General features: G+C 73.4%; 28 protein-coding genes. 14 read left to right on the top strand and 14 right to left on the bottom strand.

The window, feature by feature from the left end:
• Positions 1 to 18 precede the first annotated feature (18 nt).
• Positions 19 to 660, bottom strand: coding sequence for a pentapeptide repeat-containing protein (locus BM223_RS17255; RefSeq protein WP_052139164.1), 642 nt, complete (start codon positions 658 to 660; stop codon positions 19 to 21).
• A gap of 70 nt (positions 661 to 730) precedes the next feature.
• Here BM223_RS17255 and BM223_RS17250 point away from each other — a divergent pair, with 70 nt between their 5' ends.
• Both BM223_RS17250 and BM223_RS17245 read left to right on the top strand, forming a co-directional pair.
• Entirely contained in the window at positions 731 to 1,429 is a 699-nt protein-coding gene (locus BM223_RS17250; RefSeq protein WP_038682716.1) for a VOC family protein, read from the top strand.
• A gap of 2 nt (positions 1,430 to 1,431) precedes the next feature.
• Positions 1,432 to 2,628 carry an NAD(P)/FAD-dependent oxidoreductase gene (locus BM223_RS17245; protein WP_082003859.1) on the top strand — a complete coding sequence of 399 codons (1,197 nt, stop codon included), beginning with the start codon at positions 1,432 to 1,434 and terminating at the stop codon, positions 2,626 to 2,628.
• A gap of 60 nt (positions 2,629 to 2,688) precedes the next feature.
• On the opposite strand, the gene BM223_RS17240 is transcribed toward BM223_RS17245, so the two are convergent.
• From BM223_RS17240 to BM223_RS17230, 3 genes are read right to left on the bottom strand one after another with little or no spacing between them, the layout of a single operon-like run.
• Entirely contained in the window at positions 2,689 to 3,171 is a 483-nt protein-coding gene (locus tag BM223_RS17240; protein WP_038682712.1) for a nucleoside deaminase, read from the bottom strand.
• Positions 3,172 to 3,184: 13 nt separating this feature from the next.
• On the bottom strand, positions 3,185 to 3,811 hold the full coding sequence (locus BM223_RS17235; protein ID WP_038682710.1) for a response regulator: 627 nt from the start codon (positions 3,809 to 3,811) through the stop codon (positions 3,185 to 3,187).
• Positions 3,808 to 5,037, bottom strand: coding sequence for a sensor histidine kinase (locus BM223_RS17230; protein ID WP_082003858.1), 1,230 nt, complete (start codon positions 5,035 to 5,037; stop codon positions 3,808 to 3,810). The genes BM223_RS17235 and BM223_RS17230 overlap by 4 nt, the downstream gene beginning before the upstream one ends.
• A 111-nt stretch (positions 5,038 to 5,148) precedes the next feature.
• Between BM223_RS17230 and BM223_RS17225 the strand changes: the two genes are divergently transcribed.
• On the top strand, positions 5,149 to 6,114 hold the full coding sequence (locus BM223_RS17225) for an SMP-30/gluconolactonase/LRE family protein (protein ID WP_038682708.1): 966 nt from the start codon (positions 5,149 to 5,151) through the stop codon (positions 6,112 to 6,114).
• Positions 6,111 to 7,388 (top strand): ankyrin repeat domain-containing protein, encoded by a 1,278-nt coding sequence (locus tag BM223_RS28490; protein WP_038682706.1) that lies wholly within the window; start codon positions 6,111 to 6,113, stop codon positions 7,386 to 7,388. The genes BM223_RS17225 and BM223_RS28490 overlap by 4 nt, the downstream gene beginning before the upstream one ends.
• A gap of 5 nt (positions 7,389 to 7,393) precedes the next feature.
• Here BM223_RS28490 and BM223_RS17215 read toward each other — a convergent pair whose 3' ends face one another.
• Positions 7,394 to 8,026: a TetR/AcrR family transcriptional regulator gene (locus BM223_RS17215; RefSeq protein WP_038682704.1), complete on the bottom strand. Its 633-nt coding sequence runs from the start codon at positions 8,024 to 8,026 to the stop codon at positions 7,394 to 7,396.
• A gap of 89 nt (positions 8,027 to 8,115) precedes the next feature.
• Here BM223_RS17215 and BM223_RS17210 point away from each other — a divergent pair, with 89 nt between their 5' ends.
• Genes BM223_RS17210 through BM223_RS17195 form a run of 4 tightly spaced genes read left to right on the top strand, consistent with a single transcriptional unit; the run spans position 8,116 to position 11,775 of the window.
• Positions 8,116 to 9,594: an APC family permease gene (locus tag BM223_RS17210; protein WP_235319301.1), complete on the top strand. Its 1,479-nt coding sequence runs from the start codon at positions 8,116 to 8,118 to the stop codon at positions 9,592 to 9,594.
• Positions 9,591 to 10,691: an alcohol dehydrogenase catalytic domain-containing protein gene (locus BM223_RS17205; RefSeq protein ID WP_038682700.1), complete on the top strand. Its 1,101-nt coding sequence runs from the start codon at positions 9,591 to 9,593 to the stop codon at positions 10,689 to 10,691. The genes BM223_RS17210 and BM223_RS17205 overlap by 4 nt, the downstream gene beginning before the upstream one ends.
• Positions 10,692 to 10,715: 24 nt before the next feature.
• Positions 10,716 to 11,006, top strand: a complete 291-nt coding sequence (locus tag BM223_RS17200) for a DUF1905 domain-containing protein (protein WP_038682698.1) — start codon at positions 10,716 to 10,718, stop codon at positions 11,004 to 11,006.
• A 16-nt stretch (positions 11,007 to 11,022) separates the two neighbouring features.
• Positions 11,023 to 11,775 (top strand): DUF4184 family protein, encoded by a 753-nt coding sequence (locus BM223_RS17195; protein ID WP_052139163.1) that lies wholly within the window; start codon positions 11,023 to 11,025, stop codon positions 11,773 to 11,775.
• Here BM223_RS17195 and BM223_RS17190 read toward each other — a convergent pair.
• On the bottom strand, positions 11,753 to 12,223 hold the full coding sequence (locus BM223_RS17190; RefSeq protein WP_038682696.1) for an acyl-CoA thioesterase: 471 nt from the start codon (positions 12,221 to 12,223) through the stop codon (positions 11,753 to 11,755). The two genes, BM223_RS17195 and BM223_RS17190, sit on opposite strands and share 23 nt — an antisense overlap.
• A gap of 112 nt (positions 12,224 to 12,335) precedes the next feature.
• Here BM223_RS17190 and BM223_RS17185 point away from each other — a divergent pair, with 112 nt between their 5' ends.
• Positions 12,336 to 12,995 carry a VOC family protein gene (locus BM223_RS17185; protein WP_038682695.1) on the top strand — a complete coding sequence of 220 codons (660 nt, stop codon included), beginning with the start codon at positions 12,336 to 12,338 and terminating at the stop codon, positions 12,993 to 12,995.
• A gap of 86 nt (positions 12,996 to 13,081) precedes the next feature.
• Here BM223_RS17185 and BM223_RS17180 read toward each other — a convergent pair whose 3' ends face one another.
• Together BM223_RS17180 and BM223_RS17175 are read right to left on the bottom strand one after the other, a co-directional pair.
• Positions 13,082 to 15,469, bottom strand: a complete 2,388-nt coding sequence (locus BM223_RS17180; RefSeq protein WP_038682693.1) for an ATP-binding cassette domain-containing protein — start codon at positions 15,467 to 15,469, stop codon at positions 13,082 to 13,084.
• Between the two features lie 31 nt (positions 15,470 to 15,500).
• A complete protein-coding gene (locus BM223_RS17175; protein ID WP_052139162.1) occupies positions 15,501 to 16,139 on the bottom strand; it encodes a DUF2238 domain-containing protein in 639 nt (212 codons plus the stop codon).
• A gap of 102 nt (positions 16,140 to 16,241) precedes the next feature.
• On the opposite strand from BM223_RS17175, the gene BM223_RS17170 reads away from it, so the two are divergent.
• The gene (locus BM223_RS17170) at positions 16,242 to 16,886 is read left to right on the top strand and encodes a hypothetical protein (protein WP_038682691.1); all 645 of its coding nucleotides are present in this window, start codon (positions 16,242 to 16,244) and stop codon (positions 16,884 to 16,886) included.
• A gap of 12 nt (positions 16,887 to 16,898) precedes the next feature.
• On the opposite strand, the gene BM223_RS17165 is transcribed toward BM223_RS17170, so the two are convergent.
• Positions 16,899 to 17,834 carry an oxygenase MpaB family protein gene (locus BM223_RS17165; protein ID WP_052139161.1) on the bottom strand — a complete coding sequence of 312 codons (936 nt, stop codon included), beginning with the start codon at positions 17,832 to 17,834 and terminating at the stop codon, positions 16,899 to 16,901.
• 47 nt (positions 17,835 to 17,881) lie between these two features.
• On the opposite strand from BM223_RS17165, the gene BM223_RS17160 reads away from it, so the two are divergent.
• Positions 17,882 to 18,505, top strand: a complete 624-nt coding sequence (locus BM223_RS17160) for a TetR/AcrR family transcriptional regulator (protein ID WP_038682689.1) — start codon at positions 17,882 to 17,884, stop codon at positions 18,503 to 18,505.
• Here the strand turns inward: BM223_RS17160 and BM223_RS17155 are convergent.
• Genes BM223_RS17155 through BM223_RS17145 form a run of 3 tightly spaced genes read right to left on the bottom strand, consistent with a single transcriptional unit; the run spans position 18,495 to position 20,657 of the window.
• Entirely contained in the window at positions 18,495 to 19,556 is a 1,062-nt protein-coding gene (locus BM223_RS17155; RefSeq protein ID WP_038682688.1) for an LLM class flavin-dependent oxidoreductase, read from the bottom strand. The two genes, BM223_RS17160 and BM223_RS17155, sit on opposite strands and share 11 nt — an antisense overlap.
• Positions 19,549 to 19,902 carry a thioredoxin gene (trxA, locus tag BM223_RS17150; protein WP_038682686.1) on the bottom strand — a complete coding sequence of 118 codons (354 nt, stop codon included), beginning with the start codon at positions 19,900 to 19,902 and terminating at the stop codon, positions 19,549 to 19,551. Before trxA ends, BM223_RS17155 begins: the two co-directional genes overlap by 8 nt.
• A 2-nt stretch (positions 19,903 to 19,904) precedes the next feature.
• On the bottom strand, positions 19,905 to 20,657 hold the full coding sequence (locus BM223_RS17145; protein ID WP_052139160.1) for a glycoside hydrolase family 25 protein: 753 nt from the start codon (positions 20,655 to 20,657) through the stop codon (positions 19,905 to 19,907).
• A 38-nt stretch (positions 20,658 to 20,695) separates the two neighbouring features.
• Here BM223_RS17145 and BM223_RS17140 point away from each other — a divergent pair, with 38 nt between their 5' ends.
• The 3 genes from BM223_RS17140 (at position 20,696) to BM223_RS17130 (ending at position 23,202) form a co-directional block, all read left to right on the top strand.
• Positions 20,696 to 21,256: an NYN domain-containing protein gene (locus BM223_RS17140; protein ID WP_038682684.1), complete on the top strand. Its 561-nt coding sequence runs from the start codon at positions 20,696 to 20,698 to the stop codon at positions 21,254 to 21,256.
• A 73-nt stretch (positions 21,257 to 21,329) separates the two neighbouring features.
• Positions 21,330 to 22,304 (top strand): NAD-dependent epimerase/dehydratase family protein, encoded by a 975-nt coding sequence (locus BM223_RS17135; protein WP_038682682.1) that lies wholly within the window; start codon positions 21,330 to 21,332, stop codon positions 22,302 to 22,304.
• 25 nt (positions 22,305 to 22,329) lie between these two features.
• Complete coding sequence (locus tag BM223_RS17130; protein WP_038682681.1) at positions 22,330 to 23,202, top strand: exodeoxyribonuclease III; 873 nt, start codon at positions 22,330 to 22,332, stop codon at positions 23,200 to 23,202.
• Between the two features lie 4 nt (positions 23,203 to 23,206).
• Here BM223_RS17130 and BM223_RS17125 read toward each other — a convergent pair whose 3' ends face one another.
• Positions 23,207 to 24,136: a glycoside hydrolase family 16 protein gene (locus tag BM223_RS17125; protein WP_038682679.1), complete on the bottom strand. Its 930-nt coding sequence runs from the start codon at positions 24,134 to 24,136 to the stop codon at positions 23,207 to 23,209.
• Between the two features lie 159 nt (positions 24,137 to 24,295).
• Entirely contained in the window at positions 24,296 to 25,483 is a 1,188-nt protein-coding gene (locus tag BM223_RS17120; protein ID WP_052139159.1) for a glycoside hydrolase family 16 protein, read from the bottom strand.
• Between the last annotated feature and the right edge of the window lie 146 nt (positions 25,484 to 25,629).

Below are 25,629 nucleotides of genomic sequence, written 5' to 3'. Positions count from 1 at the left end.
GCGTCCACTGTTGAGTTGTCAGAGGGCAGGATCCAGGGGCACCTCCTCGCGGACGTCGATGCCGAGCGAGCGGACCAGGGCGACGGCCTGATCGAGGTCGACGATGGCCCTGCGCACGGTGGTGGTGCGCAGGTCGAACGTCGACAGGTCGGACCCGCGCAGGTCGGCGCCGGTGAAGTCGGTGTGGTGCAGCTCGGCGCCGAGCAGGTCGAGGTGGTGCAGGGTCGCGCCGCCGAGCTTGGCGCCGGACAGGTCGGCCTCGCGGAGGTCGACGCGGCGGAAGGTGGTCTTGCGGAGGTCGGCGGCGGGCATCCGGACGAAGCGCCAGCTGCCGCCGACGGCCTCGAAGGCGCCGAAGCGGCAGCGCTCGAACTGGGTGCCGACGAGCTTGCAGCCCTCGAGCCGGGCACCGAAGAGCGACGAGCGGATGAAGGTGCAGTTGACGAACGCCGAGTCGGTGAACCGGACCGCGTTGAGGTCGCAGTCGCGGAAGGTGCAGTGCTCGAACGTGACGCCGGTGCCGGCGGTCTCGGTCAGGTCGACGTCGAGGAAGCTCACCCGCTGGAACGTGCGCCCGGACAGGTCGGCACCGTCCCAGCGCTCGGCGACCACCTCGGCATCGGTGAGCTCGGTGGGCAGGTCGCGGTCGTCGTCGGTCATGGGACCAGTCTCCTCAAGGGTCCGACACAACCCCTCGCCCCGGCTCGGGAGGCCGTCGTAGCGTGGGGCCATGGCCCTCGCGACGTACAAGGACCTGTGCCTCGACGCCACCGACGCGGCGCTCCTCGGGAAGTTCTGGGGCGCGGCGCTGGGGCTCGAGGTCGAGCCGCTCGACGACGGCGACGTCCGGCTGACCGGGCCGACGGCGCAGCACACGGTCTGGGTCAACACGGTCCCGGAGCCGGTGCTGGTCAAGCAGCGGGTGCACCTCGACATCCGCGCCCGGGACGTCGAGGAGGTCCTGGCGCTCGGAGCGACGCCGGTCGACCTCGAGGCGTTCCCGTGGAAGGTGCTGCGCGACCCCGAGGGCGGTGAGCTGTGCGTCTTCGAGCGGGAGGACGCCCCGGGATCGGGTGACCGGCTGCTCGAGGTGGTGGTCGACTGCGCCGACCCGGCGGTGCTGGCGGCGTGGTGGGCCGAGCTCCTCGGGGGCGTCCACCGCGACGACGAGCAGGGCCGCTGGTCGTGGGTGGAGCAGGTGCCCGGGGCGCCGTTCGCCGACCTGGTGTTCGTCCCGGTGCCGGAGCCGAAGACGGTGAAGAACCGGGTCCACCTCGACCTCACGGCACCGGACGTCGACGCGGTGGTCCGGCACGGCGCGCAGGTCCTGCGGGCGCGCGACGACGAGATCGGGTGGACGGTGCTGGCCGACCCGGCGGGCAACGAGCTCTGCGTTTTCGAGGACGCCCCCGACCCGACGAGAGGATGACCATGAACGTGACCGTGATCGGCGCCGGCCTGGCCGCCGCCCACGTGGTGACCGAGCTCCGCGCCCAGGGCTACGACGGCGACGTCGTGCTGGTGGGCGACGAGCCCCACGCGCCCTACGAGCGGCCGCCGCTGTCCAAGGGCCTGCTGCTGGGCTCGGCCGAGCCGGACTCGGTGTTCGTCCACCCCCGCGCCTGGTACGACGAGCACGGGGTCGACCTGCGGGTCGGCACGCCCGCCACCGCGCTCGACCTCGACCGCCGGCGGGTGCGGCTGGGCGCCACCGAGGTGGCCTACGACCAGCTGGTGCTCGCGCCGGGGGCGGCCCCGCGGCGGCTCGCGATGGCCGACACGTCGGGAGCCCCGGTGCACTACCTCCGCACGCTCGACGACGCGCTGCGGCTGCGCGAGCGGCTCACCGGCCACGTCGCGATCATCGGGGCCGGCTGGATCGGGCTCGAGGTGGCCTCCGCCGCGCGCCAGGCGGGCGCCGAGGTCACGGTGCTCGAGTCGGCGCCGCTGCCCTTGCAGCGCGTGCTCGGCGACGAGCTGGCGACCGTGTTCGCCGACCTGCACCGTGCGCACGGCGTCGACCTGCGCCTCGGCGCCGAGGTGACCGGGATCGAGCACGACGGCGACCGCGCCGTCGTCCGCACGGCGGGGGCCGAGCCGCTGGTCGCCGACCTGCTGCTCGTCGCGGTCGGCGTCACGCCCAACGACGGCCTGGCGGCGAGCGCGGGCCTGGCCACCGACGACGGCGTCCTCGTCGACGCCCGGCTGCGCACGGACGACCCGCGGGTGCTGGCGATCGGCGACGTCGCCAACCACGACCACCCGGTGCTGGGCACCCGGATCCGCGTCGAGCACTGGGACACCGCCATCCAGCACGGTAAGCACGCCGCGCGGGTGCTGCTGGGGAGCGACGAGCCCTACACGCGGCTGCCCTACTTCTTCACCGACCAGTACGACCTCGGCATGGAGTACGTCGGCCACGTCGACCGCCAGGGGTACGACGAGCTGGTGGTCCGCGGCGACCTGGCTGCCCGCAGCGCGAGCGTCCTGTGGCTGCGCGGCGACCGCGTCCTCGCCGGCCTGCACCTCAACGACTGGGACGCGATCGACCCGCTCCGCGCGGTGGTCGGCGGGACGGCGACCGACGCGGTGCGCGACCCGTCGGTGCCGCTCGCCGAACTCATGTAACTACGTGTTACATCGCTTTTGTAACGATCCAAAGCCCCAGAAAGGCGATGTAACACGTAGTTACATGAGCGTGTGGTGCCGCGCGTGCAGCGCGCGCACCCGCTCCGCGTACGCGTCGACCGGGCCGTCGGTCGGCAGGCCCGGCGCGACCTCGCTGATCCGGAGCGCGGCCACGGGTGCGGCGGGGAGGCCGAGGTCGGCGTACCAGGCGACGAGCTGGGGGGTCGACGTCGCGAAGACGATCCGGCCCAGCCCGGCCCAGGCGTGCGCGGCCGAGCACATCGCGCAGTGCTCGCCGGAGGTGTACACGGTGAGCGCGGCGCGGTCGGCCGGGGGCACGTTCGCCGCGGCCCACAAGGCGATGGCGAGCTCGGGGTGGCGGGTGCCGTCGCCGGCGCTGACCCGGTTGTGGTCCTCCATCAGCACGGCCCCGTCGGGGCCGACGAGCACGGAGCCGAACGGCTCGTCACCGGCGTCGACGGCGGCCTCGGCGAGCTCGACGCAGCGGTCCAGGTGGCGCAGGTCCTCGGCGGACACGGTCATGGCGGGTGCCTCCTCAGGCTCGGATGATGCGGCGCTCGATCGCGGCCGCGACGGCGCCGGCCCGGGTGTCGACGCCGAGCTTGGTGTAGATGTGGGAGAGGTGGGACTTCACGGTGGCCTCGGAGACGAACAGCTCGCGCGCCATCTCCTTGTTGCCGAGCCCGCGCGAGAGCAGCTCGAGCACCTCGACCTCGCGCTCGGTGATCGTCGTCGCGCCCGGCGTCGTACGACGGACGAGCGTCGCGGCCACCGACGGCGCGAGCACGGTCTCGCCCCGTGCCGTGGCGCGGATGCCGGCGAACAGCTCGGCAGGCGGCGCGTCCTTGAGGAGGTAGCCGCGGGCGCCGGCCTCCAGGGCCCGCAGGATGTCGGACTCGGTGTCGTACGTCGTGAGCACCAGCACCTCGGGCGGCTCGGGGAGCGCCCGGACCGCGGCGGTGATCTCGGCGCCGCCGGCCTTCCCGTCGCCCAGGCTGAGGTCCATCAGGACGACGTCCGGCCGGTCCGCGCCCACGACGGCGAGCGCGCGCTCGAGCCCGTCCGCCTCGCCGACGACGGACAGGTCGTCCTGCCCGTCGATCAGCGCGCGCAGCCCGGCCCGCACGACAGGGTGGTCGTCGACCAGCACGATCCGGATCACCGGCGCTCCTCCTGGGGGATGGGGTGCACGGGGAAGCGGACCGACACGGTGGTCCCCTCGCCCGGTGCGCTCTCGATGTCGGCCTGCCCGCCGAGCGCCTCGGCCCGGTCGCGGATGCCGGCCAGGCCCCGGCCGCGGGTGCCGATGGCCCGTACCTGCGCGGGATCGAAGCCCCGGCCGTCGTCGCGCACGTCGAGCACGACCTCGTCGAGGAGGTAGGTCAGGGTCAGCGCGACCCGGCCGGCCCCGGCGTGCTCGCGCACGTTGGCGAGGGCGCCGCGGGCGGTGCGGACGAGGGCGGCGGCGACGTCAGCAGGGACGACGACAGGCGTGCCGTCGACGCGGACCTCGGCCGGCAGCCCGCCGGGATCGGCCTGCTCGGCCGCGCGGCGCAGCGCGTCCGGCAGCGCCGCGGCACTGGCCGCGAGGTCGGCGGGTGCGAGGTCGCGGACCACCCGGCGTACTTCGTCGAGGCCGTCGCGGGCGGTGGCGGCGGCGGTCCGGACGTGCTCGCGCGCGGTCGCCGGCTGGGCGTCCCAGGACTGCTCGGCGGCCTGCAGGAGCAGGTTGATGCTCGACAGGCCCTGGCCGACGGAGTCGTGGATCTCGCGGGAGAGCCGGGTCCGCTCGGCGAGCGCGCCGGTGCGGTGCTGCTCCTCGGCCAGCTCGGCCTGCGCCTCGACCAGCTGGTCGAGCAGGTCCTGCCGGGCGCGGGACTCGAGGTCGAGCGCGCGGTAGGCGAGCACGGTGACCAGGGCGACGCCGATCGGGCCGGCCACCTGGACCGGGTCGAAGCCGTCGGTGATCCGCTGCCAGGCCGCGGTGAGCAGCACCGTCATGAGGACGACGGTGCCCACCGCCCACGGGAACGGCAGCACCCGCAGCACCGCGAACGCCACCGGCACCGCGCACCACGCGAACGACGGCGCCACGGCGGTGAGCGCCCCCCACAGCACGACCATCCCGGTCACCCAGACCGTCGGCCACCACGCGCGCCCGGCGAGCAGCCCGCGGGTCGCGTAGGCCAGGCCGAGCACGAGCGCACCCGCCAGCACGGCGGCGCCCGTCGCGTGGAAGCCGTGCCGCTCGACGTACCGCGCGGCGGAGGTGACCAGCAGCACCACGAGCACCGCCAGCAGCCACCGGTCGAGCCGGGCGGCAGGCGCGAGGATGCCGTGCACCCCGGCAGGACGCCGGACGGAGACGGGCAGGGACGGCAAGGTCATGGTGGGCCCACCCTAGGGAGGACGGCGGTCTCCGGCATCAACCGATTGGCTACCGAGGGATAGCCGGGCGCCCGACGTCCGGACCCCGGTCCGGCGCGCAGGGTGGAGGACATGAAGCGAACCCACCTGATCTCCAGCACCCTGCTCGCCGTGACGGCGTTCGGCGCCCTCGCCGCTCCCGCCTCCGCGGACGGCCACGGCCGGCCGTCGACGTACGTCCTGCAGGGGGACGCCGACAGCCCGGTCGGCTCGAAGTTCGAGGGCATCGGCGCCGACGAGCGGCGCGGCCTGTTCTACGTCAGCGAGGTCACCGGCGGCGAGATCCACCGTGGCCAGGTGGGCACGGCGCAGACCCGCGAGTGGCTGAAGGGCGACGGCACCGACGGCCGCTACACGGCCCGCGGCATCACGGTCGACGACGCGGGCAACGTGTACGTGGCGGGCGGTCCCAACGGCATCGGCACCGGCCGGCCCGACCTGTGGGTCTACAGCAAGGACGGCGACCTCCTCGCCGCGCTGCGCGTGCCCGGCACCGCGGACGCCTTCCTCAACGACGTGGCGATCGGCCGCGACGGCGCGGCGTACTTCACGAACTCCAACGACGCGCAGGTCTTCCGCGTGGCCAAGGGGACGAACGGCTGGCAGGCCTCGCTGTGGGCCGACGCGACCGGCACGATCACCCGGGCGGCCGGCTTCAACCTCGGTGGCATCGTGCTGTCGGCGGACGGCAGCGGCTTCGTCGTGGCCCAGGGCAACGTCGGCAGGATGTGGCGCTTCGACTCCCGGACCGGCGCGGTCAGCGCGATCGCGACCGACACCGACCTGGTCAACGCCGACGGCCTCGTGCGCCAGGGCAACCGGCTCACCGTGGTCCGCAACTTCAGCAAGATGATCGCCACGCTGCGGGTCTCGGCCGACGGCAGCCGCCTGGTGACGCTCGGGCAGGAGGCCAGCGCCGCCGACCGCGTGCTCACCACGGCGAAGACGCTGCGCGGCCGGGTGCTGTACGTCGACAGCAAGTTCGACGAGGCCGTGGCGTCGGGGCCCTACCAGGTCGTCACGGACCCGACCCGATGAGCGTGCGTCGCGCTGCCGCCGCCGTGCTCCCGCTCGCGCTGCTGGTGAGCGCGTGCGGGTCCGGCGACCCGGCCGGGACGCCGGACGCCTCGCCCGACACCGCTGCCGCCGTCGAGCGGACGCCGTCCGCCACCGCGACCGCGGAGCCGGTGCCGGTGCCGGTGCCGGACCAGGCGGTGCTCGACCGGCGGCTGCGCGACGCCGCGTGGAAGAACGACGTGGCGCAGGCGCGCCGGCTGGTCCGCCAGGGTGCGGACGTCAACGCCAAGGACGACACCGAGCAGTCGGCGTACCTGGTGGCGACGAGCGAGGGCCACCTCGACCTGCTCCGGCTCACCCTGCGCCACGGCGCGAAGGTGGACGACAAGGACAGCTGGAACGGCACCGGCCTGATCCGCGCGGCGGAGCGCGGCCACGGCCTGGTGGTGGGCGAGCTGCTCCGGGCCGGGATCGACCGCGACCACGTCAACCGGATCGGCTACCAGGCGATCCACGAGGCGATCTGGCTGGGCGAGGACACCGCGTCGTACGCGACGACGGTGCGGGTGCTGGCCGCCGGCGGCGTCGAGCTCGACCGGGTCTCGCCCTCCGCCGGCCTGACCCCCCTGCAGATGGCCCGCGAGCGCGGGTACCCCGGACTGGAGAGGATCCTGGAGCACGTGACCACCGCAGACCGACCGGCCGACAGGGCCGCCGCGAACGCCGCGCTGCTGCGCGCCGCCCGCACCGGTGACGCCGACGGGGTCGCCGTCGCCCTGCGCGCCGGCGCCGACATCGAGACCCGGGACGAGCACCAGCGCACGGCGCTGCTGCTCGCGGCGACGTACGACCGGGTCGCCGTCGCCGAGGTGCTGGTCGCGATGGGGGCGAGCGCCGACGCGCTCGACGACCGGCACGACACGCCCTGGCTCGTCACCGGGGTGACCGGCAGCGTCCGGATGCTCGAGGCGCTGCTCCCGGCGAACCCCGACCTCACGATCCGCAACCGGTACGGCGGTCTCTCGCCGATCCCGGCCAGCGAGCGCGGGCACGCCGACTACGTGCGGCGGGTCGTGCAGACCGGCGTCGACCTCGACCACGTCAACGACCTCGGCTGGACCGCGCTGCTCGAGGCGGTCATCCTCGGCGACGGCGGCGAGGCGCACCAGGAGATCGTCCGGATCCTCCTGGCTCACGGCGCCGACCGCACCATCGCCGACCGCGACGGGGTCACGCCGCTGCAGCACGCCGAGCGCCGCGGGTACGACGAGATCGCGGCCCTGCTGCGCGGCTGAGGGGCTCAGCCGGCCGGGGCGAGCGCCCCCGGGGCCAGTCCGAGCTCGGACTCGGCGACCGTGCGGACCATGTCGGCCATCGGGGCACGGCGGTGCTCGACGCTCGTGTTGACGTAGGCGCTCGTGCCGTCGATCGCGACCAGGATCCGGACCGCCGCGGCCCACGGGTCGGGGCAGTCGAAGCGGCCCGCCGCGATGACCTGCTCGAGTCGCCGGCACCACAGCAGCTCCTGCGCCACGACGTGCTCGTGGAGCACCGGCCGGTAGCGCGAGAGGTGGCGGGCGTTGAGCCAGAGCCGGCTCACGTTGTCGAACTCGGGGCTCGCGATGAGGCCGAAGAACGCCCGGAACGCCCCCTCTCCACTGGTGCCGCTGTCGCTGTTGTCGCCCTCCGGGAGCAGGCCGTCGAGCTCGGCCATCGTCGCGTGCGTGAACGCCTCGGCGACGAGGTGGTCGGCGGCGGGGAAGTAGTGCCCGACCAGTCCCGGCTGCACGCCGAGCTCGTCGGCGACGCGCCGCAGCGTGACGCACTCGAGGCCCTCGGTGAGGCCGACCTGCGCGGCGGTCGCGACGATCTCCTGCCGGCGCTCGGCCGGGGCCTTCCGCACGCGCTTGGCCGCGGCTCCTCTTGACGTCATGCGGGTCATGTTATTGAATGCGTGACCAACAACTTATTGGTCGCATGCCCAATAGGAGATCCCCCGGTCAGGAGAGCAAGTTGGACGACGTGCGCACCGATGCCCGCGAGCTGGCGGACTACGGCTACGAGCAGGAGCTCCGGCGGACGCTGTCGGCCTGGGCGGTCTTCGCCATCGGCTTCGCGACCATCTCGCCGGTGGTCGGCATCTACGCCGTCATCCAGCTCGGCTTCGCGTTCTCCGGGCCGGTCTGGATCTGGGCGACCGTCGTCGCCTTCCTCGGCCAGCTCCTCGTCGCCGTGGTCTACGCCGAGCTCGCCTCGCAGTTCCCCGTCACCGGCGGCGTCTACCAGTGGGTCCGGCGCCTGGCCGGTCCCCGCCTGGGCTGGCTGGTCGGCTGGATCTACCTGTCCGCGGCCGTCGCCTCGCTGACGACGGTCGCCTACCTCGGCGCGACCTGGCTGCACCTGCTGTTCAGCGACGGCGCGCTGTCGGCGCGGGGGCACGTGCTTCTGGGCGTCGTCTTCGTCGCCGTCGCGCTCGCGATCAACCTGCTCGGCGTCGAGCCGGTCAAGCACTTCCTCAACGCGGGCATCATCGCCGAGGGCGTCGCCTCCATCGCGGTGAGCCTCGTGCTGCTCGTCTTCGTGCACAACAACGGCTTCGGGATCCTGTTCGACACCCTCGGCGCCGAGGCCGCCGTCGGCGGCTCCGCCACGGCCGGCTTCCTCGCCTGCCTCGCGGTCGCCGGCTGGGCCTTCCTCGGCTTCGATGCCACCACGCAGGTCGCCGAGGAGACCGAGAACCCGCGCCGCAACGTGCCCCGGGCGCTGCTCCGCGCGTACCTCTTCGTCGCGTTCACCGTGCTGCTCACCGGCCTCGCGGTCACCCTCGCGCTGAGCCGGCCGGAGGACGCCGTGAGCGGCGCGATCGCCGACCCCGTGTTCGCCGCGGTCACCGACGGCATCGGCGCCTGGGCCGAGAAGCCGTTCATCGTGGTCGTGCTCATCGCCTTCTTCGCGTGCGCCATCTCGATCCAGACCTACATCGGCCGGGCCGTGTTCGCGTTCGCGCGCGACCGCCAGCTCCCGTTCTCGCCGGTGCTGGCGACCGTCGGCGAGCGGCAGATCCCCTACGTCTCGCTGATCGTGACCGCTGTCCTCGCCGCGCTCGGACTGCTGCTCGGCCTCAACGGCAATGCCGCCGCGACGCTCATCTCGTTCGGCTCGGGCGGCTTCTACTTCGTCTTCCTCGCCGTCGCGCTGACCGCGCTCGTCGCCCGGCTCACCGGCCGCTGGAACCCGGACTCGGGCCAGGTCCGGCTCGGCCGGCTGGGCCTGGTCGTCAACGTCCTCGCCGTCGTCTGGCTGCTCTTCGAGGCGATCAACATCGCCTGGCCGCGCACCGAGCTCGCGCCGGTGGGGGGCAGCTGGGTCCAGGTCTGGGCGGTGATCCTCGTGTTCTCCGCGCTCTTCCTGGTCGGGCTCGCCTACGTGCTGCTCGCCCGCCCCCACACCAAGCTCGCGTCCGTCCCCGCCCCTGCTGCTGACAAGGCCCCCACCCGATGAGCGCCCACCGTGCCCCTGCCGTCGTCCTCGACCCGGAGGCCGGCCTCGGACTGAGCGAGGTCGAGCTCCGCGCGCCCCGGGCCGGCGAGGTCGAGATCGACGTCCGCGCCGCGGGGGTGTGCCACTCCGACCTGCACGTCGTGTCCGGCGACTGGCCGGCCGACCGTCCGCTGGTGCTCGGTCACGAGGCGGCGGGCGTCGTCCGCGCGGTCGGGGACGGCGTCACGTCGGTCCGGCCCGGCGACCACGTCGTGCTGTCGTGGTTCGCCCCGTGCCGCCGCTGCCGGCGCTGCGCGGCCGGCCAGGCCTGGCTGTGCACCGGGACCAAGGCCGTCGAGAACACGCTGCCCGACGGCACCACCCCCTTCACGAGCCCCGACGGCGAGGAGCGGTGGCCCTACCTCGGCCTCGGCGCGTTCACCGACCGGGTCGTCGTACCGGAGTCGGCGGCGGTCAAGGTGCCCGACGAGCTGCCCTTCGCGGTCGGCGCGCTGCTCGGCTGCTCGGTGACCACCGGCGTCGGCGCGGTGACCCACACGGCCGGCGTCCGGCCCGGTGAGTCGGCTGTCGTCATCGGGACCGGTGGCGTCGGCCTCTCCGTCGTCATGGGCCTGCGGCTCGCGGGCGCCGACCCGATCGTCGCGGTGGACCTCTCGGCCGAGCGGCTCGCCGCGGCGCGTGCCTTCGGTGCCACCCACGTGCTCGACGGCCGCGAGGTCGACGTCGCGGCCTGGTGCCAGGACGAGCTGGGCGGTGTCGACTACGCCTTCGAGGCGATCGGCAGTCCGCGCGTCATCGAGACGCTGCCGGGGATGCTGACCTCGGGCGGTGCCGCGGTGCTCGTCGGCATGGCCGCGATCGACGCGACCGGCTCGTTCAACCTCTTCGAGCTGGCCGACCAGGGCAAGCGGATCCTCGGCTGCAACTACGGCTCCAGCGTCGGCGAGCTCGACATCCCCATGCTCGCCCGGCTCTACCTCGCCGGGCGGCTCCCGCTCGACGACCTGATCGGCACCACGCGCCCGCTCGCCGAGGCCGCGCTCGCCTTCGACGACCTCCGCGCCGGGACCGGGCTGCGCACCGTCCTGGTGCCCTGAGCCAGGCGTGGCACGATCGGGCCCGTGGAGTTCACCTTCTCGGGTCCGGTCGTCGAGTGGCGCGGGCCGGCGCCGTACTTCTTCGTCGAGGTGCCCGACGAGCAGAGCGAGGACATCAAGGAGGCCGCCCGCGGCCTGGAGTACTGGGGGCAGGTCGCCGTCGACGTGCGGATCGCCGGCACCGACTTCCGCACCGCGCTCTTCCCCAAGGACAGGCGCTACCTGGTGCCCCTCCGCGCCGCCGTACGACGTGAGGCGGGGCTCGAGCTCGGCCAGGTCGTCGAGGCGGCGCTCGACCTGGCGCCTAGGGGGTAGCGGCTAGCCTCACGAGGTGCCGTTGACCCTCGCTCACCCGGCCGTGGTGCTCCCGCTCCGCGGCCTCGGCCTGCCCCTCGCCGGGCTGGTGATCGGCTCGATGGCGCCCGACCTTCCGGTGTTCGCGCGCTGGCACGAGGGCTATGCGCTCAGCCACAGCCTCGTCGGGATCCTCACGCTGGACGTGGTGGTGACGCTCGTGCTGTTGGCTCTCTGGGACCTCGTCGGTCGCGACGCTCTCGTCGACACCGCGCCGTCGCCGGTCCGGGACCGCCTGCCGGGGCGGGCGCGGATCGGGGGCCGGGCCTGGCTCCTCGCGCCGCTGGCCGCCGTGGTCGGCTCGACGACCCATGTCGTGTGGGACCTGTTCACCCACTCCGGACGCTGGGGCGTGCGGCACGTCGCGTGGCTGCACGAGGTGCACGGCCCGCTGCGTGGTGACGCCTGGGCGCAGTACGGCTCGACGGCGATCGGGCTGCTCGTCGTCGGCGCGGCGATGCTGCTGCACCTGCGCCGCCTCCCGCCCGGGCCGCGACGACCGCGCCGGCTCCCGGCGACGGTCCTGCCCGCGGCCGTCGTCCTCGCCGGGGTCGCCGGTGTCGTCGGCGGGCTCGAGCACACCGAGCACGGCCTCGACATCGTGGCGTTCTGGACGGCCGTGTCCGGCATCGTCGCCCTCGCGGCGGGCCTGGCCCTCATCACCGTGGCCTGGCTGGTCGCGCCGGCCCCGGCCGGCGCGGACGACGTCAGCGACCCGGTCGCTCCCTGAGCGCCACCGGCTCCCCGGCGTACGACGTCAGGGTGGCGCGGACGTCGTCCGCGATCGGCCACGACGTGCCCGCGGCGGTGTCCCAGAAGACGACCGAGCTCTCCGCGACCACCGCCGGCGCGTGGCCGGCCGCCATCCGCAGCTCGTACGAGACGGCGGCCGACGAGCGACCGACGTGGCTCACCCAGATCCGCACGAGGAATGGCTGGAAGGGCGCGAACCTCATCTCCGTGTGGTAGTCGACCCGCTGCGAGCCGACGAGCTCGGTGACGTGGCCGGGCATCTCGCGGAGCAGGCCCGGCCGGTCGGAGCCGGGCAACGGCGCGTGCCGGAAGAACATCAGGCGTGCCTCGTCGAGGACGCGCAGGGCCTCGACGTTGTCGACGTGACCGCCGAGGTTGACGTCGCGCAGTCGCGCCTGGATCTCGCAGTCGAAGACGGTGCCCACGAGCGGCATCCTCGCAGGCCTGCGGCGTCGTCGTGCGGCGGTCCAGCCCGTGCGGCGGTCTTTCGTTCGCCCACCCCTACCGGATGTCGGCGTCGCGCCCTAGCGTCGGACCATGGCTCGCACCTACGAGAAGATCACCGCCGCCGAGTTCAGCGCCGCCGAGGGCGTCGACGACTGGCGGGTTCTGTGGTGGCAGGCGTTCGCCCTGTTCCGCACCAAGAACTTCGCGACCGGCCTGGCCCTGGTCAACGAGATCGGGCGGCTCGCCGAGGAGGCCGACCACCACCCGGACCTCAACTTCCGCTACGGCGTCCTCGAGGTCCGGCTCTCCACGCACGACACGATGTCGCTGACGACCACCGATCTCGACCTGGCCCGCGCCATCTCGGCGGCGGCCCGCGCGCTCGACGTCGCCGGTGACCCCGCCGCGATCCGCACCTGGGAGTTCGCCCTCGACGCGGTCGACGTCGACGCCGTCCGCCGGTTCTGGGCGGCCGTGCTCGGCTACGAGCTGGCCGGCGACACCGACATCGCCGACCCGATCGGCCTCCACCCGCCCGTCTACGTGCAGCAGATGGACGCCCCCCGTGAGGGCCGCAACCGGATCCACATCGACCTCGGCGTCCCGCACGACGTCGCCGAGGCCCGGGTCGCCGCCGCCGTCGCGGCCGGCGGCCGGGTGGTGCGCGACGAGTTCGCCCCCGCGTGGTGGACGCTCGCCGACCCCGAGGGCAACGAGGTCGACGTCGCCACCTGGCAGGGGCGCGACTGACGGTTCCCCCACGTCGTACCGGACAATTTGGTCGTGAATTGGCCGAATTCACGACCGAATTGTCCGGTACGACGCAGGACCGCGGGCTAGCTGCTCACGTAGTCGGCCAGGTGCTCGCCGGTCACGGTCGAGCGTCCGGCGACCAGGTCGGCCGGCGTCCCCTCGAAGACGACGGTGCCGCCGTCGTGGCCGGCGCCCGGGCCGAGGTCGATGATCCAGTCGGCGTGGGCCATGACGGCCTGGTGGTGCTCGATGACGATCACCGACTTGCCGGCGTCGACCAGGCGGTCGAGCAGCCGGAGCAGGTTGTCGACGTCGGCGAGGTGGAGGCCGGTGGTGGGCTCGTCGAGGACGTAGACGCCGCCCTTGTCGCCCATCCGCATCGCCAGCTTGAGCCGCTGCCGCTCGCCTCCGGAGAGCGTGTTGAGGGGCTGGCCGAGCTTGAGGTAGCCGAGGCCGACGTCCTCCATGCGCTGCAGGATCGCCGCCGCGGCGGGGGTCTTGGCGTCGCCCGACGCGAAGAAGGCGTGCGCCTCGGCGACCGGCAGGTCGAGCACCTCGGCGATGTCGAGGCCGCCGAAGGTCAGCTCGAGCACGGAGGCCTGGAAGCGCTTGCCGCCGCACTCGTCGCACAGGGTCGCGACGGTCTCCATGAAGCCGAGCTCGGTGTAGATCATCCCGTTGCCGTTGCAGCTCTCGCAGGCGCCCTCGGAGTTGGCGCTGAACAGCGCGGGCTTGACGCCGTTGGCCTTGGCGAACGCCTTGCGGATCGGCTCGAGCAGCCCCGTGTACGTCGCCGGGTTGCTCCGCCGGGAGCCCTTGATCGCGCTCTGGTCGATGACGACGACGTCGTCGCGCCCGGCGATCGAGCCGTGGATGAGCGAGCTCTTGCCCGAGCCGGCGACGCCGGTGACGACGCACAGCACGCCGAGCGGAACGTCGACGTCGACGTCGCGCAGGTTGTGGGACGACGCCCCGCGGACCTCGATCACGCCGGTCGCCGCACGCACCTCGTCCTTGAGCGTGGCGCGGTAGGACAGGTGCCGACCGGTGAGCGTGTCGGAGGCGCGCAGCCCCGCGACGTCGCCCTCGAAGCAGACCGTGCCGCCGTTGGTGCCGGCGCCCGGGCCGAGGTCGACGACGTGGTCGGCGATCGCGATGGTCTCGGGCTTGTGCTCGACGACGAGGACCGTGTTGCCCTTGTCGCGCAGCTCGAGCAGGAGGTTGTTCATCCGCTGGATGTCGTGGGGGTGCAGGCCGATGGTGGGCTCGTCGAAGACGTAGGTGACGTCGGTGAGCGCGGAGCCGAGGTGCCGGATCATCTTGGTGCGCTGGGCCTCGCCGCCCGACAGGGTGCCGGCGGGGCGGTCGAGCGAGAGGTACCCGAGGCCGATCTCGACGAACGAGTCGAACAGGTGCAGCAGGTTGCGCACCAGGGGCGCGACGGAGGCGTCGTCGATCTCGCGCACCCAGGCGGCGGCGTCGGTGATCTGCAGGGCGCAGACGTCGGCGATGCTCTTGCCCTTGATCTTCGCGGAGCGGGCGGCCTCGTTGAGCCGGGTGCCGTCGCAGGCGGAGCAGCGGCCGAAGACGGCGGCCCGCTCGACGAACGCCTTGAGGTGCGGCTGCAGGGCGTCGGGGTCCTTGCTGAACATCGACTTGCGGATCTTGGGGATCAGGCCCTCGTAGGTGACGTTGATCTTGTCGACCTTGACCTTGCGCGGCTCGGCGTGGAGGAAGTCCTCGCGCTCGGCCTTGGTGTACTTCGCGATCGGCTTGTCGGGCGGCAGCACCGCCTTGAACGCGGCGACCATCCAGCCGTCGGCCGTGTAGCCGGGCACCAGGATCGCGCCCTCGACCAGCGACTTGGACTCGTCGAAGATCTGGGTGAGGTCGAGGTCGGAGACGGTGCCCCGGCCCTCGCACTCGGCGCACATGCCGCCGAGGTAGACGGCCTGGCGCACGACGTTCTTCTCGACCCGGCCGCCGGACTTCTCGGTCTGCATGACACCGCTGGCCTTGCGGGTCGGCACGTTGAACGCGAACGCCGTGGGCGGGCCGATGAACGGATCGCCGATCCGGCTGAACAGCACGCGCAGCATGGCGTTGGCGTCGGTCGCGGTGCCGACGGTGGAGCGGGCGTTGGCGCCCATGCGCTCCTGGTCGACGAGGATCGCGGTGGTGATGCCCTCGAGGACGTCGACCTCGGGGCGGGCCAGCGTCGGCATGAAGCCCTGGACGAAGGTGCTGTACGTCTCGTTGATCATCCGCTGGGACTCGGCGGCGATCGTGCCGAAGACGAGCGAGCTCTTGCCCGAGCCGGAGACCCCGGTGAAGACGCTCAGCCGGCGCTTGGGGATCTCGACGTCGACGTCCTTGAGGTTGTTCTCGCGGGCGCCCTGCACCCGGATCTGCTCGTGGGCGTCGGCCGGGTGGGCCGTCGCGGCCGGCGTGCTGGGGGGAGTCTTCGGCATGGGCTCATCATGGCCGATCGCTCCGACAGGCTCAGCGCGTCGCGGCCTCGTCGAGCTGAGGGGCGACGAAGCGCAGCCCGCCGCGCCTCCAGACGAAGTGGATCACCAGCGCCGCGGTGACCGAGCCGATCACGCCGAGGGCGAGGTCGCTCAGCGTGTCCTCGTAGGCGAAGGCGCGCTCGGAGTGGCCGCTGATGAACGCGTAGTATTCGGCGATCTCCCAGGCGATCGCGGCTGTCGCCCCCACCGCGAGCGCCCGCTCGACGACGCGGGTGCGGGTGGCGCTGTGGTGCAGCGTCAGCAGGATGACGGCGGCGGCGATGAGCCCCGTGTTCGCGAAGTGCATGAGGTCGTCGAACCAGCTGATCGTGTCGTAGAGGTCGAGCCGGTTGCCGAGGATGTCGGTGAAGCAGGTGACGGTCACCAGCAGGTCGGGCAGCCAGGGGAACGACGCCCGCTCCTTCCACGCCAGCAGCCAGATCACCGGGATGGTGAACGACGCCAGGGGGTATCCGATCGCCCGGGCCTCGGCGGCCTTGTCGCGCAGGTTGCCGCTGTCGGGGTCGATCACGGCGAGCATCAGGAGCAGGACCAGGAGGGCCTTCGCGGAGACGTCGGCGGTGCGGACGAGGGTCGGGGTCGGGTAGCGGACCGCGGCCAGCTCGGTCATGCGTGCTCCTGGGGATCGACGAGTGCCGATTGTGCCATGACGTCCGCGTGCACCGTACGTTGATGGGGGCGGGAGAACAGCACGAGCAACGGGGGGTACGTCGTGGAGGGAGTCGTCGAGGTCGTGGCACCGGACGGCGCGGGCGCCGGGGGAGCGACGTCGTACGAGGAGTTCGGCGTCAGCTGGATCCGCCGGGTGCTGCACAAGGACCGGATCCTGCACACCGTCGACCAGGTGCTCGGCGAGCAGATCGCGCTCGGCCCGATCGGGGCCGGTCCGGGGCGAGCGTTCGCGAGCGTGAGCTTCGTGGGCCGCTACCGGCCGACGACCGGCGAGCTCGTCCCGGGCGAGCTGCTGGCCTACGCGATCGACCTGCCGATCAGCGTGGTCTTCGACCTCGACCTGCCGCTCGACCGGCTGACGTTCAACGCCGAGGTCGTCGTCCCGCTCGTGCTCGTCGTGCACACCGAGGCGCCGCTCAGGCTCCGGCTCGAGCTGAAGACGCCCACCGAGGACCAGATCGGGCTCGAGCTCAAGACCGACACCCGGCGCGGCGCGATGCTCCGCAAGGTCGCGGGCCTGGACGCCGAGCTGCGCCGCTTCCTGCTCAAGGTGCTCGACACCGAGCTGGCCAAGCCCTACGTCCAGCGGGCCACGCACCTCGACATGGAGGAGCTGATCGACGAGGCCTGGCCGGCCTTCACCGCGCAGTTCCTGCCGCGCGGTCCCGAGGACCGGCAGGCCTGAGCGCCGCGCGGGCTAGCCGGGCGCCGCGAACGTGGTGAGCTGCGGCTTCTCGTAGAGCGCCCGCAGCCGCTCGTACCGGAACCGGTTGTAGGCGAGCGGGTCGAGCAGCAGCCGGCGGGGCAGCGTGCGCCGTGCGATCCGGACGAGCGCCAGGTAGAGCCGCAGCTCGGCCCGGCGCCGGCGGGTGTCGGGCGTCCCGAGCAGCTCGCGCATCCGCGGGTGCGCCGCCCCCTCGGCGCAGACCTTGGCGGGCCGGCCGAGCACGGGCGTCGCGAGCCGCCACGCGGGCGCCACGAGCCGGTGCAGCCAGTGGGGACCGAAGAGCGTGGGCACGGGCAGCGCGTCGAACCGGCGGTTCGCCCACTGGAGGAACTCGTTGTCGGCGAGCTCGGTGGCCGCCACCTCGTCGTAGTAGGCCTCGGCCTCGGCAGCCGTGGCGGGCATCCGGGCCTGCTCGCTGGGCAGGTCGAAGTCGACGAGGTGCCGGATCGTCGCGTAGACGACCTCGCGCTGCTCCGCGTCGAGCGTGCGCCCGTAGGTCGTGACGTAGCCGGTGTGGAAGACGAGCAGGCTGGTGGTGCCGACCCACTTCCACAGCGCCGGGTTGAGCGCGCTGTAGCGCTCGCCGGCGAAGTGGCCGGTGCCGGTGCCGCGGACCTCGCCGTGCAGCCGCTTGAGCCGCTCCGCGCTGGCGCGCCGGTCGGCGTCGTCGCCGAACAGCAGCAGCGGCCCCCACAGGCCGCTGCGGATGCCCCGGTCGGTGAAGTTCTGCGCGAACCGGCCCGACGCGTCGACCGCCGCCGCGACCTCGCGGTAGGCGACCTGGTCGAGCGCGAGCCGGCCGAAGAGCGCGAACGCCGCCGGCGTCCCGAGCCACCAGCGGACGTCGTCCGCCAGCGCGTGGTGGGGCTGCGACGGGTGCCAGGGGGCGACGGTGGTCTCGGTCATGACAGGTCCATGAACCCATCTGTCAACGCGTGTGTCAAGATGCTCGGGTGACCGAGAACGCCCGGGTGTACGGCGGCCGCGCCGCCGCCGAGCGCGTCGCCGAGCGCCGCGGCCGGCTCCTCGCCGCCGGGCTCGAGCTGATGGGCACCCGCGGCGTCGCCGGCACGACCGTGCGCGGCGTCGCCGAGCAGTCCGGGATCGCCGCGCGGTACTTCTACGAGAGCTTCGCCGGCATCGAGGAGCTCCAGCTCGCCGTGTTCGACCAGATCGCCACCGAGGCCGCCGAGCGCTCGCTGGCGGCGCTCGGCGCCGCGCCGGACGACGTCCGCGCACGGACGCGGGCGGTCCTCGCCGCGATGGCCGACCTGTTCCTCGAAGACCCGCGCAAGGGACGGATCGCGCTCGTCGAGTCGATCACCTCGCCGGTGCTCGGCCCGCGGGTGCTCGAGGAGAGCCGGCGGTTCGCGGGGATGCTCGCCGCGACCCGGTCCTCCGGCGACCCGAGCGGGCCGGCCGACGTACCCGTCGACGAGCTGCTCACCGCGCGCTTCCTCATCGGCGGGGTCGCGCACGCCCTCAGCGCCGCCCTGCAGGGGGACGTGAGGGTCGAGCGCGAGCACCTGGTCGACGTGCTGGTCGACCTGTTCCTGGGCGCGAACCTCAGGCGCTGACCGGCTCCTCGGCCAGCAGCGCACGGACCCGCGGCGCCACCTGGGTGCCGAACAGCTCGATGCTGCGCAGCAGCTGGGGGTGCGGCATCGCTCCGTTGCTGTACTTCAGGTCGAAGCGCTGCACGCCGAGGTCGCGGACGGCGGCCGCGATCTTGCGGGCGACCGTCTCGGGGGAGCCGACGAAGAGGGCGCCGTGGTCGACCTCGGCGTCGTACTGGGAGCGGGTGGCCGGACCCCAGCCGCGCTCGGCGCCGATCCGGTCGCGGCTCGCCTTGAAGTGCGGGTACATCGACTCGCGCGCCTCGTCGTCGGTGTCGGCGACGAAGCCCGGTGAGTGGACCGCGATCGGCAGCGCCGGGCGCTCGAACTCGGTGAGCGCGCGGCGGTAGAGGTCGGTGAACGGCGCGAACCGCGCGGGCTCGCCGCCGATGATCGCGATTGCCAGCGGGTAGCCGTAGCGCGCGGCGCGCACCACCGACTCCGGCGAGCCGCCGACCCCGATCCACGTGGGGATCGAGCCGCGCTCGGTGGTCGGGTAGATCCGCGCGTCGCGCAGCGGTGCCCGCAGCCGGCCGCGGTCCCAGGTGACCGCCTGCTCGCCCTGGAGCGCGGTCCACAGGTCGAGCTTCTCGCTGAAGAGCTGGTCGTAGTCGGCCAGGTCGTAGCCGAAGAGGGGGAAGGACTCGGTGAACGAGCCCCGGCCGAGGGTGATCTCGGCGCGACCGCCCGACAGCGCGTCGAGCGTCGCGAACCGCTCGTAGAGGCGGACCGGGTCGTCGGAGCTCAGCACCGTGACCGCCGTACCGAGCCGGATGCGGTCGGTGCGCGCCGCGATCGCGGCCAGCACCATCTCGGGACTCGTCACCGCGAAGTCGTCGCGGTGGTGCTCGCCGATGCCGAACACGTCGACGCCGACCTCGTCGGCCAGCACCGCCTGCTCGACGATGTTGCGGATGACGGCCGCGTGCGGCAGCGGCTCGTTCGTGGCGGGGTCGAGCGTGACGTCGCCGAACGTGTCGAGGCCGAACTGGAGGTCGAGCGTCTCACTCACCGTCGGCGGCCTTCGCGGCGTCGACGTCGAAGTCGCGCACGGCGGCGATGACCTGCTCGAGCGCCGGCCCGGGCAGTGCCCCGGCCTGGGAGAAGACGAGCGCGCCCTTCTTGAACGCCATCAGCGTCGGGATCGAGGTGATCTTGGCGGCCGCGGCGAGCTGCTGCTCCTCCTCGGTGTTGACCGAGGCGAACACGAGGTCGCCGTGCTGCTCCGCCGCCGCCTGGTAGATCGGCGCGAAGTTGCGGCACGGGCCGCACCAGGACGCCCAGAAGTCGACGAAGACGATGTCGTTGTCGAGCACCGTCTGCTCGAAGGTGCCCGCGGTGAGGTCGATGGTGGACATGTCTACTCAACGTTCGCGGGCGCGGATTGTTCCCGGTTGCGGTCGACCCCGCCCCGGATGCCGGGCACGGTGCCCCGGTCGTCGTACTGCCAGACGTGCCAGGGGCGGGCCGGCGGCCGCTCGCCCAGCCGCCGGACCCACTGGGGGTGGTCGGCGAGGTCGGCGGCGAGGCCGTAGCGCTCCTCGAAGTCCGGGTAGAGGTAGACGACCGTGCGGGTCCGCAGCGCGGCGTCGACCGTGCGGAGGAACGCGCGGACCTCGGCGAGCAGCGCGGCGCGCGGGGGCGGCGTCGTGCAGGAGCCGACGAGCTCGAGGTCGAGCGCCGGTGCGAGCGGTCCCGGCCGCCGGCCGACGACGTCGAGGAAGTGCGCGGCCTGGGCGGCGCCGTCGGAGCAGAGCTGGAAGTAGTGGTAGCCCGCGACGTCGATCCCGGCCCGGGTCGCCGCCGCCCGGTGCGCGACGAAGCGGGGATCGGTGAAGCCGGTGCCCTCGGTGGCCTTGAGGTAGGCGAACGTGATCCCGGCGCGGGCCACCCTCCGCCAGTCGATCGGGCCCTGGTGGTGGGAGGCGTCGATGCCCTCGCGCGGCGTCGGCCGTGGCGTGGGCGTCGGGTTCGCGGTGGGCGTCGCGGTGGGCATCGGGGTGGGCATCGGGGTGGGCGTCGACGTGGGGGTGCGCGCCGGCGGGGACGACGCGGGCCCGCCGCACGCCGTCAGCAGGACGAGCGCCGCCACGAGGCTCCACCGGGTCCGCACGGCACCAGCCAACCACGGGCATGCCCTAGCCTCCTTCCATGGGCGACACCGCACGCACCACCTACGTCCTCGTCGACGGCGAGAACATCGACGCCACGCTGGGCACGTCCATCCTCGGCCGGCGGCCGAAGTCCGAGGAGCGCCCGCGCTGGGAGCGGCTGCTCCAGTTCGTCGAGCGGCAGTGGGGCCAGGACGCGAGCGGTCTGTTCTTCCTCGCCGCCAACGGCGAGCTGCCCATGTCGTTCGTCCAGGCGCTGCTCGCAATCGGCTTCCGGCCGATCCCGCTGTCGGGCGGGGCGAACCAGAAGGTCGTCGACATCGCCATCCAGCGGACGATGGAGGAGCTCGCCCGGCGCGAGGCCGACGTCGTCCTGGTCAGCAACGACAGCGACTTCGTCGACCACGTCGACACCCTCCTCGACGGGCGCCGGGTCGGCGTCATGGGCTTCACCGAGTTCCGCAGCAGCGCGTTCCTGCAGCTCGCGCCGCGCGGCCTCGAGTTCTTCGACCTCGAGTACGACGTGAACTGCTTCAACGAGCGGCTGCCGCGCGTCCGGATCATCCCGATCGACGAGTTCGACCCGGCTCAGTTCCTCTGATACCCCCTGCGCGGCGATTCCGCCGCCAGCGGATTCCCTTGCGGTGCGCGGTGCCGCGGGATGGGATGGGGCGATGAGGCTCCTCCTGCTGGGTGGCACCCAGTTCCTGTCCCGGGCGGTGGCGGCCGAGGCGGTCCGCCGCGGCCACGTCGTCGTGTGCGCGAACCGGGGTCGCTCCGGCACGGTCCCGCCCGGGGTCCGGACGGTGCGCTGGGACCGCGCCGAGGAGGCGCCGGCGGAGCTGACCGACGGTGCGTCGTACGACGCGGTGGTCGACGTCGCCCGGCACCCGTCGCACGTGCGGCGCGCGCTGGACGCCGTACCGGAGGCGCACTGGGTGTTCGTCTCGACCATCTCCGTCTACGCCGACGACGCCGACCCGGCCGGCCCGGGCAAGGGCGCGCTGCGCCCCGCGATCACCGACGACGTCGACGCCGCCGAGAGCGTCGATGCCTATGGCGGCATGAAGGTCGCGTGCGAGCGGCTCGTGCTCGACGAGCTCCCGGGGGCGGCGGTGGTCCGGCCCGGCCTCGTCGTCGGCCCGGGCGACCCGAGCGGGCGGTTCGCGTACTGGGCGCGCCGGTCCACCGCGACCGGTGACGTGCTCGCGCCGGGGCGCCCGAGCGACGTGGTGCAGGTGATCGACGTCCGCGACCTCGCCGCCTGGCTGGTGACCCTCGCCGAGGACGGGACCGGCGGCGTGTACGACGCGGTCGGCGCCCCGCTGCCGATCGCCGACCTGCTCGGCGAGTGCCTGCCCGACGCCAACCTGGTGTGGGTCGACCAGGAGTTCCTCGAGGCCGACGGCGTCCAGCCCTGGGCGGGGCCGGACAGCATCCCCCTCTGGCTCCCGCGCCCCGCCTACGACGGCATGCTGGCCCACGACGCCGGGCCGGCCCTCGCAGCGGGGCTCACCCCGCGCCCCCTCGCCGAGACCACCCGCGACACCCGGGCCTGGCTCGACGCCGACCCGGCCGCCCGGATCGGAGGGATCACGGCCGAGCGCGAGGCCGACCTGCTGAGCAGGTGGGGCAGCCAGGGGTTCTAGCGCGCCGCCCCCTAGCATCCAGCGGGTGTTCCGCATCGCCACCGCCAACATCAACGGCATCCGCGCCGCCCACCGACGAGGCTTCGGCGACTGGCTGGCGACGCGCGACTGCGACGTGGTCACCCTCCAGGAGGTGCGCTGCCCGGTCGAGGCGCTGCCCGAGGGCGCGTTCGGCGACTACGAGGTCGCCTACGACGCCGGCGAGATCGCCGGGCGCAACGGGGTCGCGGTGCTCACCCGGACCCCGCCGGCCGCCGTCCGCACCTGGTCGGTGCCCGACCCGGACCGGCCGCTGCACCGCGCGCTGCGCAAGCACGCCACCGAGGGGCGCTACGTCGAGGTCGACCTGGCCGACGTCCCGCTGACCGTGGCGAGCCTCTACCTGCCCAAGGGTGGCCTGCCGGCGCACCTGCAGGACCCGAAGCGGATGCGCGAGGCGCCCGACGGCGGCGCGAAGTACGAGCGCAAGATGGCGTTCCTGGCGGGCTTCGCGCGCCACCTCGCGACCTCCCGCAAGGCCGCCGCGGCGAGCGGCCGGGAGTTCCTGCTGACCGGCGACCTCAACGTCGCGCACACGAAGGCGGACGTCGCGAACTGGCGGCGCAGCAACCAGGTCGAGGGCTTCCTCCCCGAGGAGCGGGCGTGGCTCGACGCCCAGCTCACCCCGCGCACACTGGTCGACGTGGTCCGCCGGCTGCACCCGGACGTCGACGGCCCCTACTCCTGGTGGAGCTGGCTCGGGCAGGCCTACGCCAAGGACGCCGGGTGGCGCATCGACTACCACCTGGCGACGCCGGGCCTGGCCCGGACGGCGCAGGCCGCGGTGGTCGACCGCGAGCACGCCGGCGTCCGGCTCAGCGACCACGCGCCGGTGGTCGTCGACTACGCGTTCGGCTGAGCGGCTACTTCCAGGCCCGGACCCAGTCGATGTCCATGGTCGCGGTCTTGGGAGAGGTCGACGTACGGGCGGCCGAGCCGGTGCCCCAGATCTGCGTGAGGACGACGTAGAACGGCTTGTCGAACGGCGCCGGCGGGCGGACGTTCGTCGGCGTCCAGGAGTGGGACCAGCACAGCCGGCCGTCGTAGCTGAACCTCATGACCGTCGGTGTCCAGTCGAGGGTGTAGGTGTGGAAGCCGGTGCTCGCGGCGGGCCCGGGGCAGGTGTGGCCGGTGCTCTTCGACTTGTCCTCGCCGAAGTAGTGGACCGACGGGTAGACGTGGCTCGGGTCGTTGCCCATCCACTCGGCGATGTCGACCTCACCGGAGAGCGGCCACCGGCCGTAGGTCTGCACCTGGGGGTAGAGCCAGAACGCCGCGTGACCTCCGGTGGCGGCCGAGAAGCGCACCCGCGCGGAGAAGCGCCCGTAGGCCTGGGTGAACCGGGAGATGGTGGCGACCGTCGACACCTCCGAGCTGGTCGGGAACGGTGCGTAGGGGCTCTGGCACACGAACACCTGGTCGAGGATGGACGAGGTCAGGCGCAGCGTCCCGTCACCCACGCTGATGGTCCGCTTGTTGTCGCGGTAGCACCCGCCCTGCCCGGTGAACACCCCGGTCAGTGCGGTGTCCTGAGCCATCCAGCGGGTCCGGTCCAGCGCCGTGCCGTCGAACTCGTCGTGGAAGGTGCAGGAGAAGTACGACCCGTCGGGGCGCTGCGGTCGGGTGCCGCAGGCGTCGACCGGGTCGACCAGCTGGCGGACGGCGCTCGTCCCGCCCTGTGCCTGCGCGGCGGGTGCCGCGGGCGCGAGCTGCAGGCTTGCGGCGAGTGCCGCCGCCAGGGCTGCGACGGCGGCGATCCGGCGCGCGCTGAAGTGCTTCCCCATGCTGTTCATGACCCTCTCCTCGGGAGCATCGAAGGGTGAGGGGGGTCGGGCACCGAGAGTGATCTCAGGTTAGGGCCGCGCGGAACCGCCGATCCGGGCAGGTCGGTCTTTTCCCAAGGATTGGGGAGCCTCCGCCCGTCGGCGAGAGATCGGGTGCCGGGGTTCCGGTCACTTCCAGACGCGGACCCAGTCGACGGTGAGGGTCGAGGTGGTCGGCGACGACAGCCGTCGCGCGGCCCAGCCGGAGCCCCAGATCTGCGCGAGGACCAGGTTGAACGGCTTGTCGAACGGTGCGGGCGCGCGGACGTTGGTCGGCACCCAGCGGTGGGACCAGCAGAACCGGTCGTCGTAGAAGAACCTCATCTCCGTCGGCGACCACTCGACGGTGTAGGTGTGGAACCCGGTGGTCGCCGTGGGCACCGGGCAGTCGCGTCCGGTGCTCTCCTGGCGGCCCTCGCCGACGTAGTGGACCGACGGGTACACGTGGGTCTGGTCGTTGCCGAACCACTCGGCGACGTCGATCTCGCCGGAGAGCGGCCACTTGCCGTACGCGTGGTCCTCGGGAGAGAGCCAGAACGCGGCATGGCCGCCGGTGGCGTCGGAGAAGCGGAGCCGGGCCGAGAACCGCCCGTAGGTCTGCGTGAACCGGGAGGTGGTCGTGACGGTCGCGACCTCGGAGCGGGTGGTCACCGGGGTGAAGGGGCTGCGGCACAGGAACATCTGGGGGTGGATGGTCGCCGTCAGGCGCAGGGTCCCGCCCGCGACGGCGATGGTGCGGGCGTTGTCGCGGTAGCACCCACCCTGCCCGGTGAGCACGCCCGTCTGCGCGGTGTTCTGCGACGTCCAGCGGGTGCGGTCGAGCGCGGCGCCGTCGAACTCGTCGTGGAAGCTGCAGGAGTAGTACGTGCCGTCGGCGCGCTTCGGGCGGGGACCGCAGGCATCGGCAGGCGCCGAGGCGGCCGGGACGGAGACGGGACGCACGCGGCGCGACTTGCTCGCCCGGCCAGCGGCGTGGGCACGGAACACGCGGGGACGACCGGGGGCCGGCAGCGTGATCGAGAACCGGCCGGACGACGAGGACCGGTGGACGGCGACCGTGTCCCACCGACCGCTCTTGCGCACCTGCAGGCGGACGGCGGTCCGGGGCCGGGCGAGTCCGCGGAAGGTCACCGAGGTCCCTTGGTAGGCGGGGCGCTTCAGCACGGGGACCGCGCGCGCCTCGGCCGCCGGGGCCCCGGGGGCCGGTGCCACCAGGAGGCCCAGCGCCAGGGTCGCGACGACGGCGCCGACGGCGGTCCGCCGCCACCGGAACCGGGTGCGCCGGCGCTCGGACGGTGCTGCTCCCACGCTGGCCATCGCTGCTCCTCGCTCCGCATGCGCTGATGCCTCGACAGGGTCGGTTCGGCACGAGCTCGCCACGCGGCAGAGGCGGTTCCGGACAGCAGGGAGCAGTGCTGTCCTCGGTCCGGGACGGCGGGTCGGCCGGCCGCACCGAGGTCGGC

It is taken from the genome of Pimelobacter simplex, assembly GCF_900114845.1.
GTDB classification, from domain to species: domain Bacteria; phylum Actinomycetota; class Actinomycetes; order Propionibacteriales; family Nocardioidaceae; genus Nocardioides; species Nocardioides simplex.
This window is presented reverse-complemented; position numbering and strand designations above follow the sequence as displayed.

Bases quoted from the DNA above. Each gene is read 5' to 3' on its own strand.
- BM223_RS17255 (WP_052139164.1), bottom strand. From the start codon at position 660: ATGACCGACGACGACCGCGACCTGCCCACCGAGCTCACCGATGCCGAG.
- BM223_RS17250 (WP_038682716.1), top strand. From the start codon at position 731: ATGGCCCTCGCGACGTACAAGGACCTGTGCCTCGACGCCACCGACGCG.
- BM223_RS17245 (WP_082003859.1), top strand. From the start codon at position 1,432: ATGAACGTGACCGTGATCGGCGCCGGCCTGGCCGCCGCCCACGTGGTG.
- BM223_RS17240 (WP_038682712.1), bottom strand. From the start codon at position 3,171: ATGACCGTGTCCGCCGAGGACCTGCGCCACCTGGACCGCTGCGTCGAG.
- BM223_RS17230 (WP_082003858.1), bottom strand. From the start codon at position 5,037: ATGACCTTGCCGTCCCTGCCCGTCTCCGTCCGGCGTCCTGCCGGGGTG.
- BM223_RS17225 (WP_038682708.1), top strand. From the start codon at position 5,149: ATGAAGCGAACCCACCTGATCTCCAGCACCCTGCTCGCCGTGACGGCG.
- BM223_RS28490 (WP_038682706.1), top strand. From the start codon at position 6,111: ATGAGCGTGCGTCGCGCTGCCGCCGCCGTGCTCCCGCTCGCGCTGCTG.
- BM223_RS17215 (WP_038682704.1), bottom strand. From the start codon at position 8,026: ATGACGTCAAGAGGAGCCGCGGCCAAGCGCGTGCGGAAGGCCCCGGCC.
- BM223_RS17205 (WP_038682700.1), top strand. From the start codon at position 9,591: ATGAGCGCCCACCGTGCCCCTGCCGTCGTCCTCGACCCGGAGGCCGGC.
- BM223_RS17185 (WP_038682695.1), top strand. From the start codon at position 12,336: ATGGCTCGCACCTACGAGAAGATCACCGCCGCCGAGTTCAGCGCCGCC.
- BM223_RS17180 (WP_038682693.1), bottom strand. From the start codon at position 15,469: ATGCCGAAGACTCCCCCCAGCACGCCGGCCGCGACGGCCCACCCGGCC.
- BM223_RS17175 (WP_052139162.1), bottom strand. From the start codon at position 16,139: ATGACCGAGCTGGCCGCGGTCCGCTACCCGACCCCGACCCTCGTCCGC.
- BM223_RS17165 (WP_052139161.1), bottom strand. From the start codon at position 17,834: ATGACCGAGACCACCGTCGCCCCCTGGCACCCGTCGCAGCCCCACCAC.
- trxA (WP_038682686.1), bottom strand. From the start codon at position 19,902: ATGTCCACCATCGACCTCACCGCGGGCACCTTCGAGCAGACGGTGCTC.
- BM223_RS17140 (WP_038682684.1), top strand. From the start codon at position 20,696: ATGGGCGACACCGCACGCACCACCTACGTCCTCGTCGACGGCGAGAAC.
- BM223_RS17135 (WP_038682682.1), top strand. From the start codon at position 21,330: ATGAGGCTCCTCCTGCTGGGTGGCACCCAGTTCCTGTCCCGGGCGGTG.
- BM223_RS17125 (WP_038682679.1), bottom strand. From the start codon at position 24,136: ATGAACAGCATGGGGAAGCACTTCAGCGCGCGCCGGATCGCCGCCGTC.
- BM223_RS17120 (WP_052139159.1), bottom strand. From the start codon at position 25,483: ATGGCCAGCGTGGGAGCAGCACCGTCCGAGCGCCGGCGCACCCGGTTC.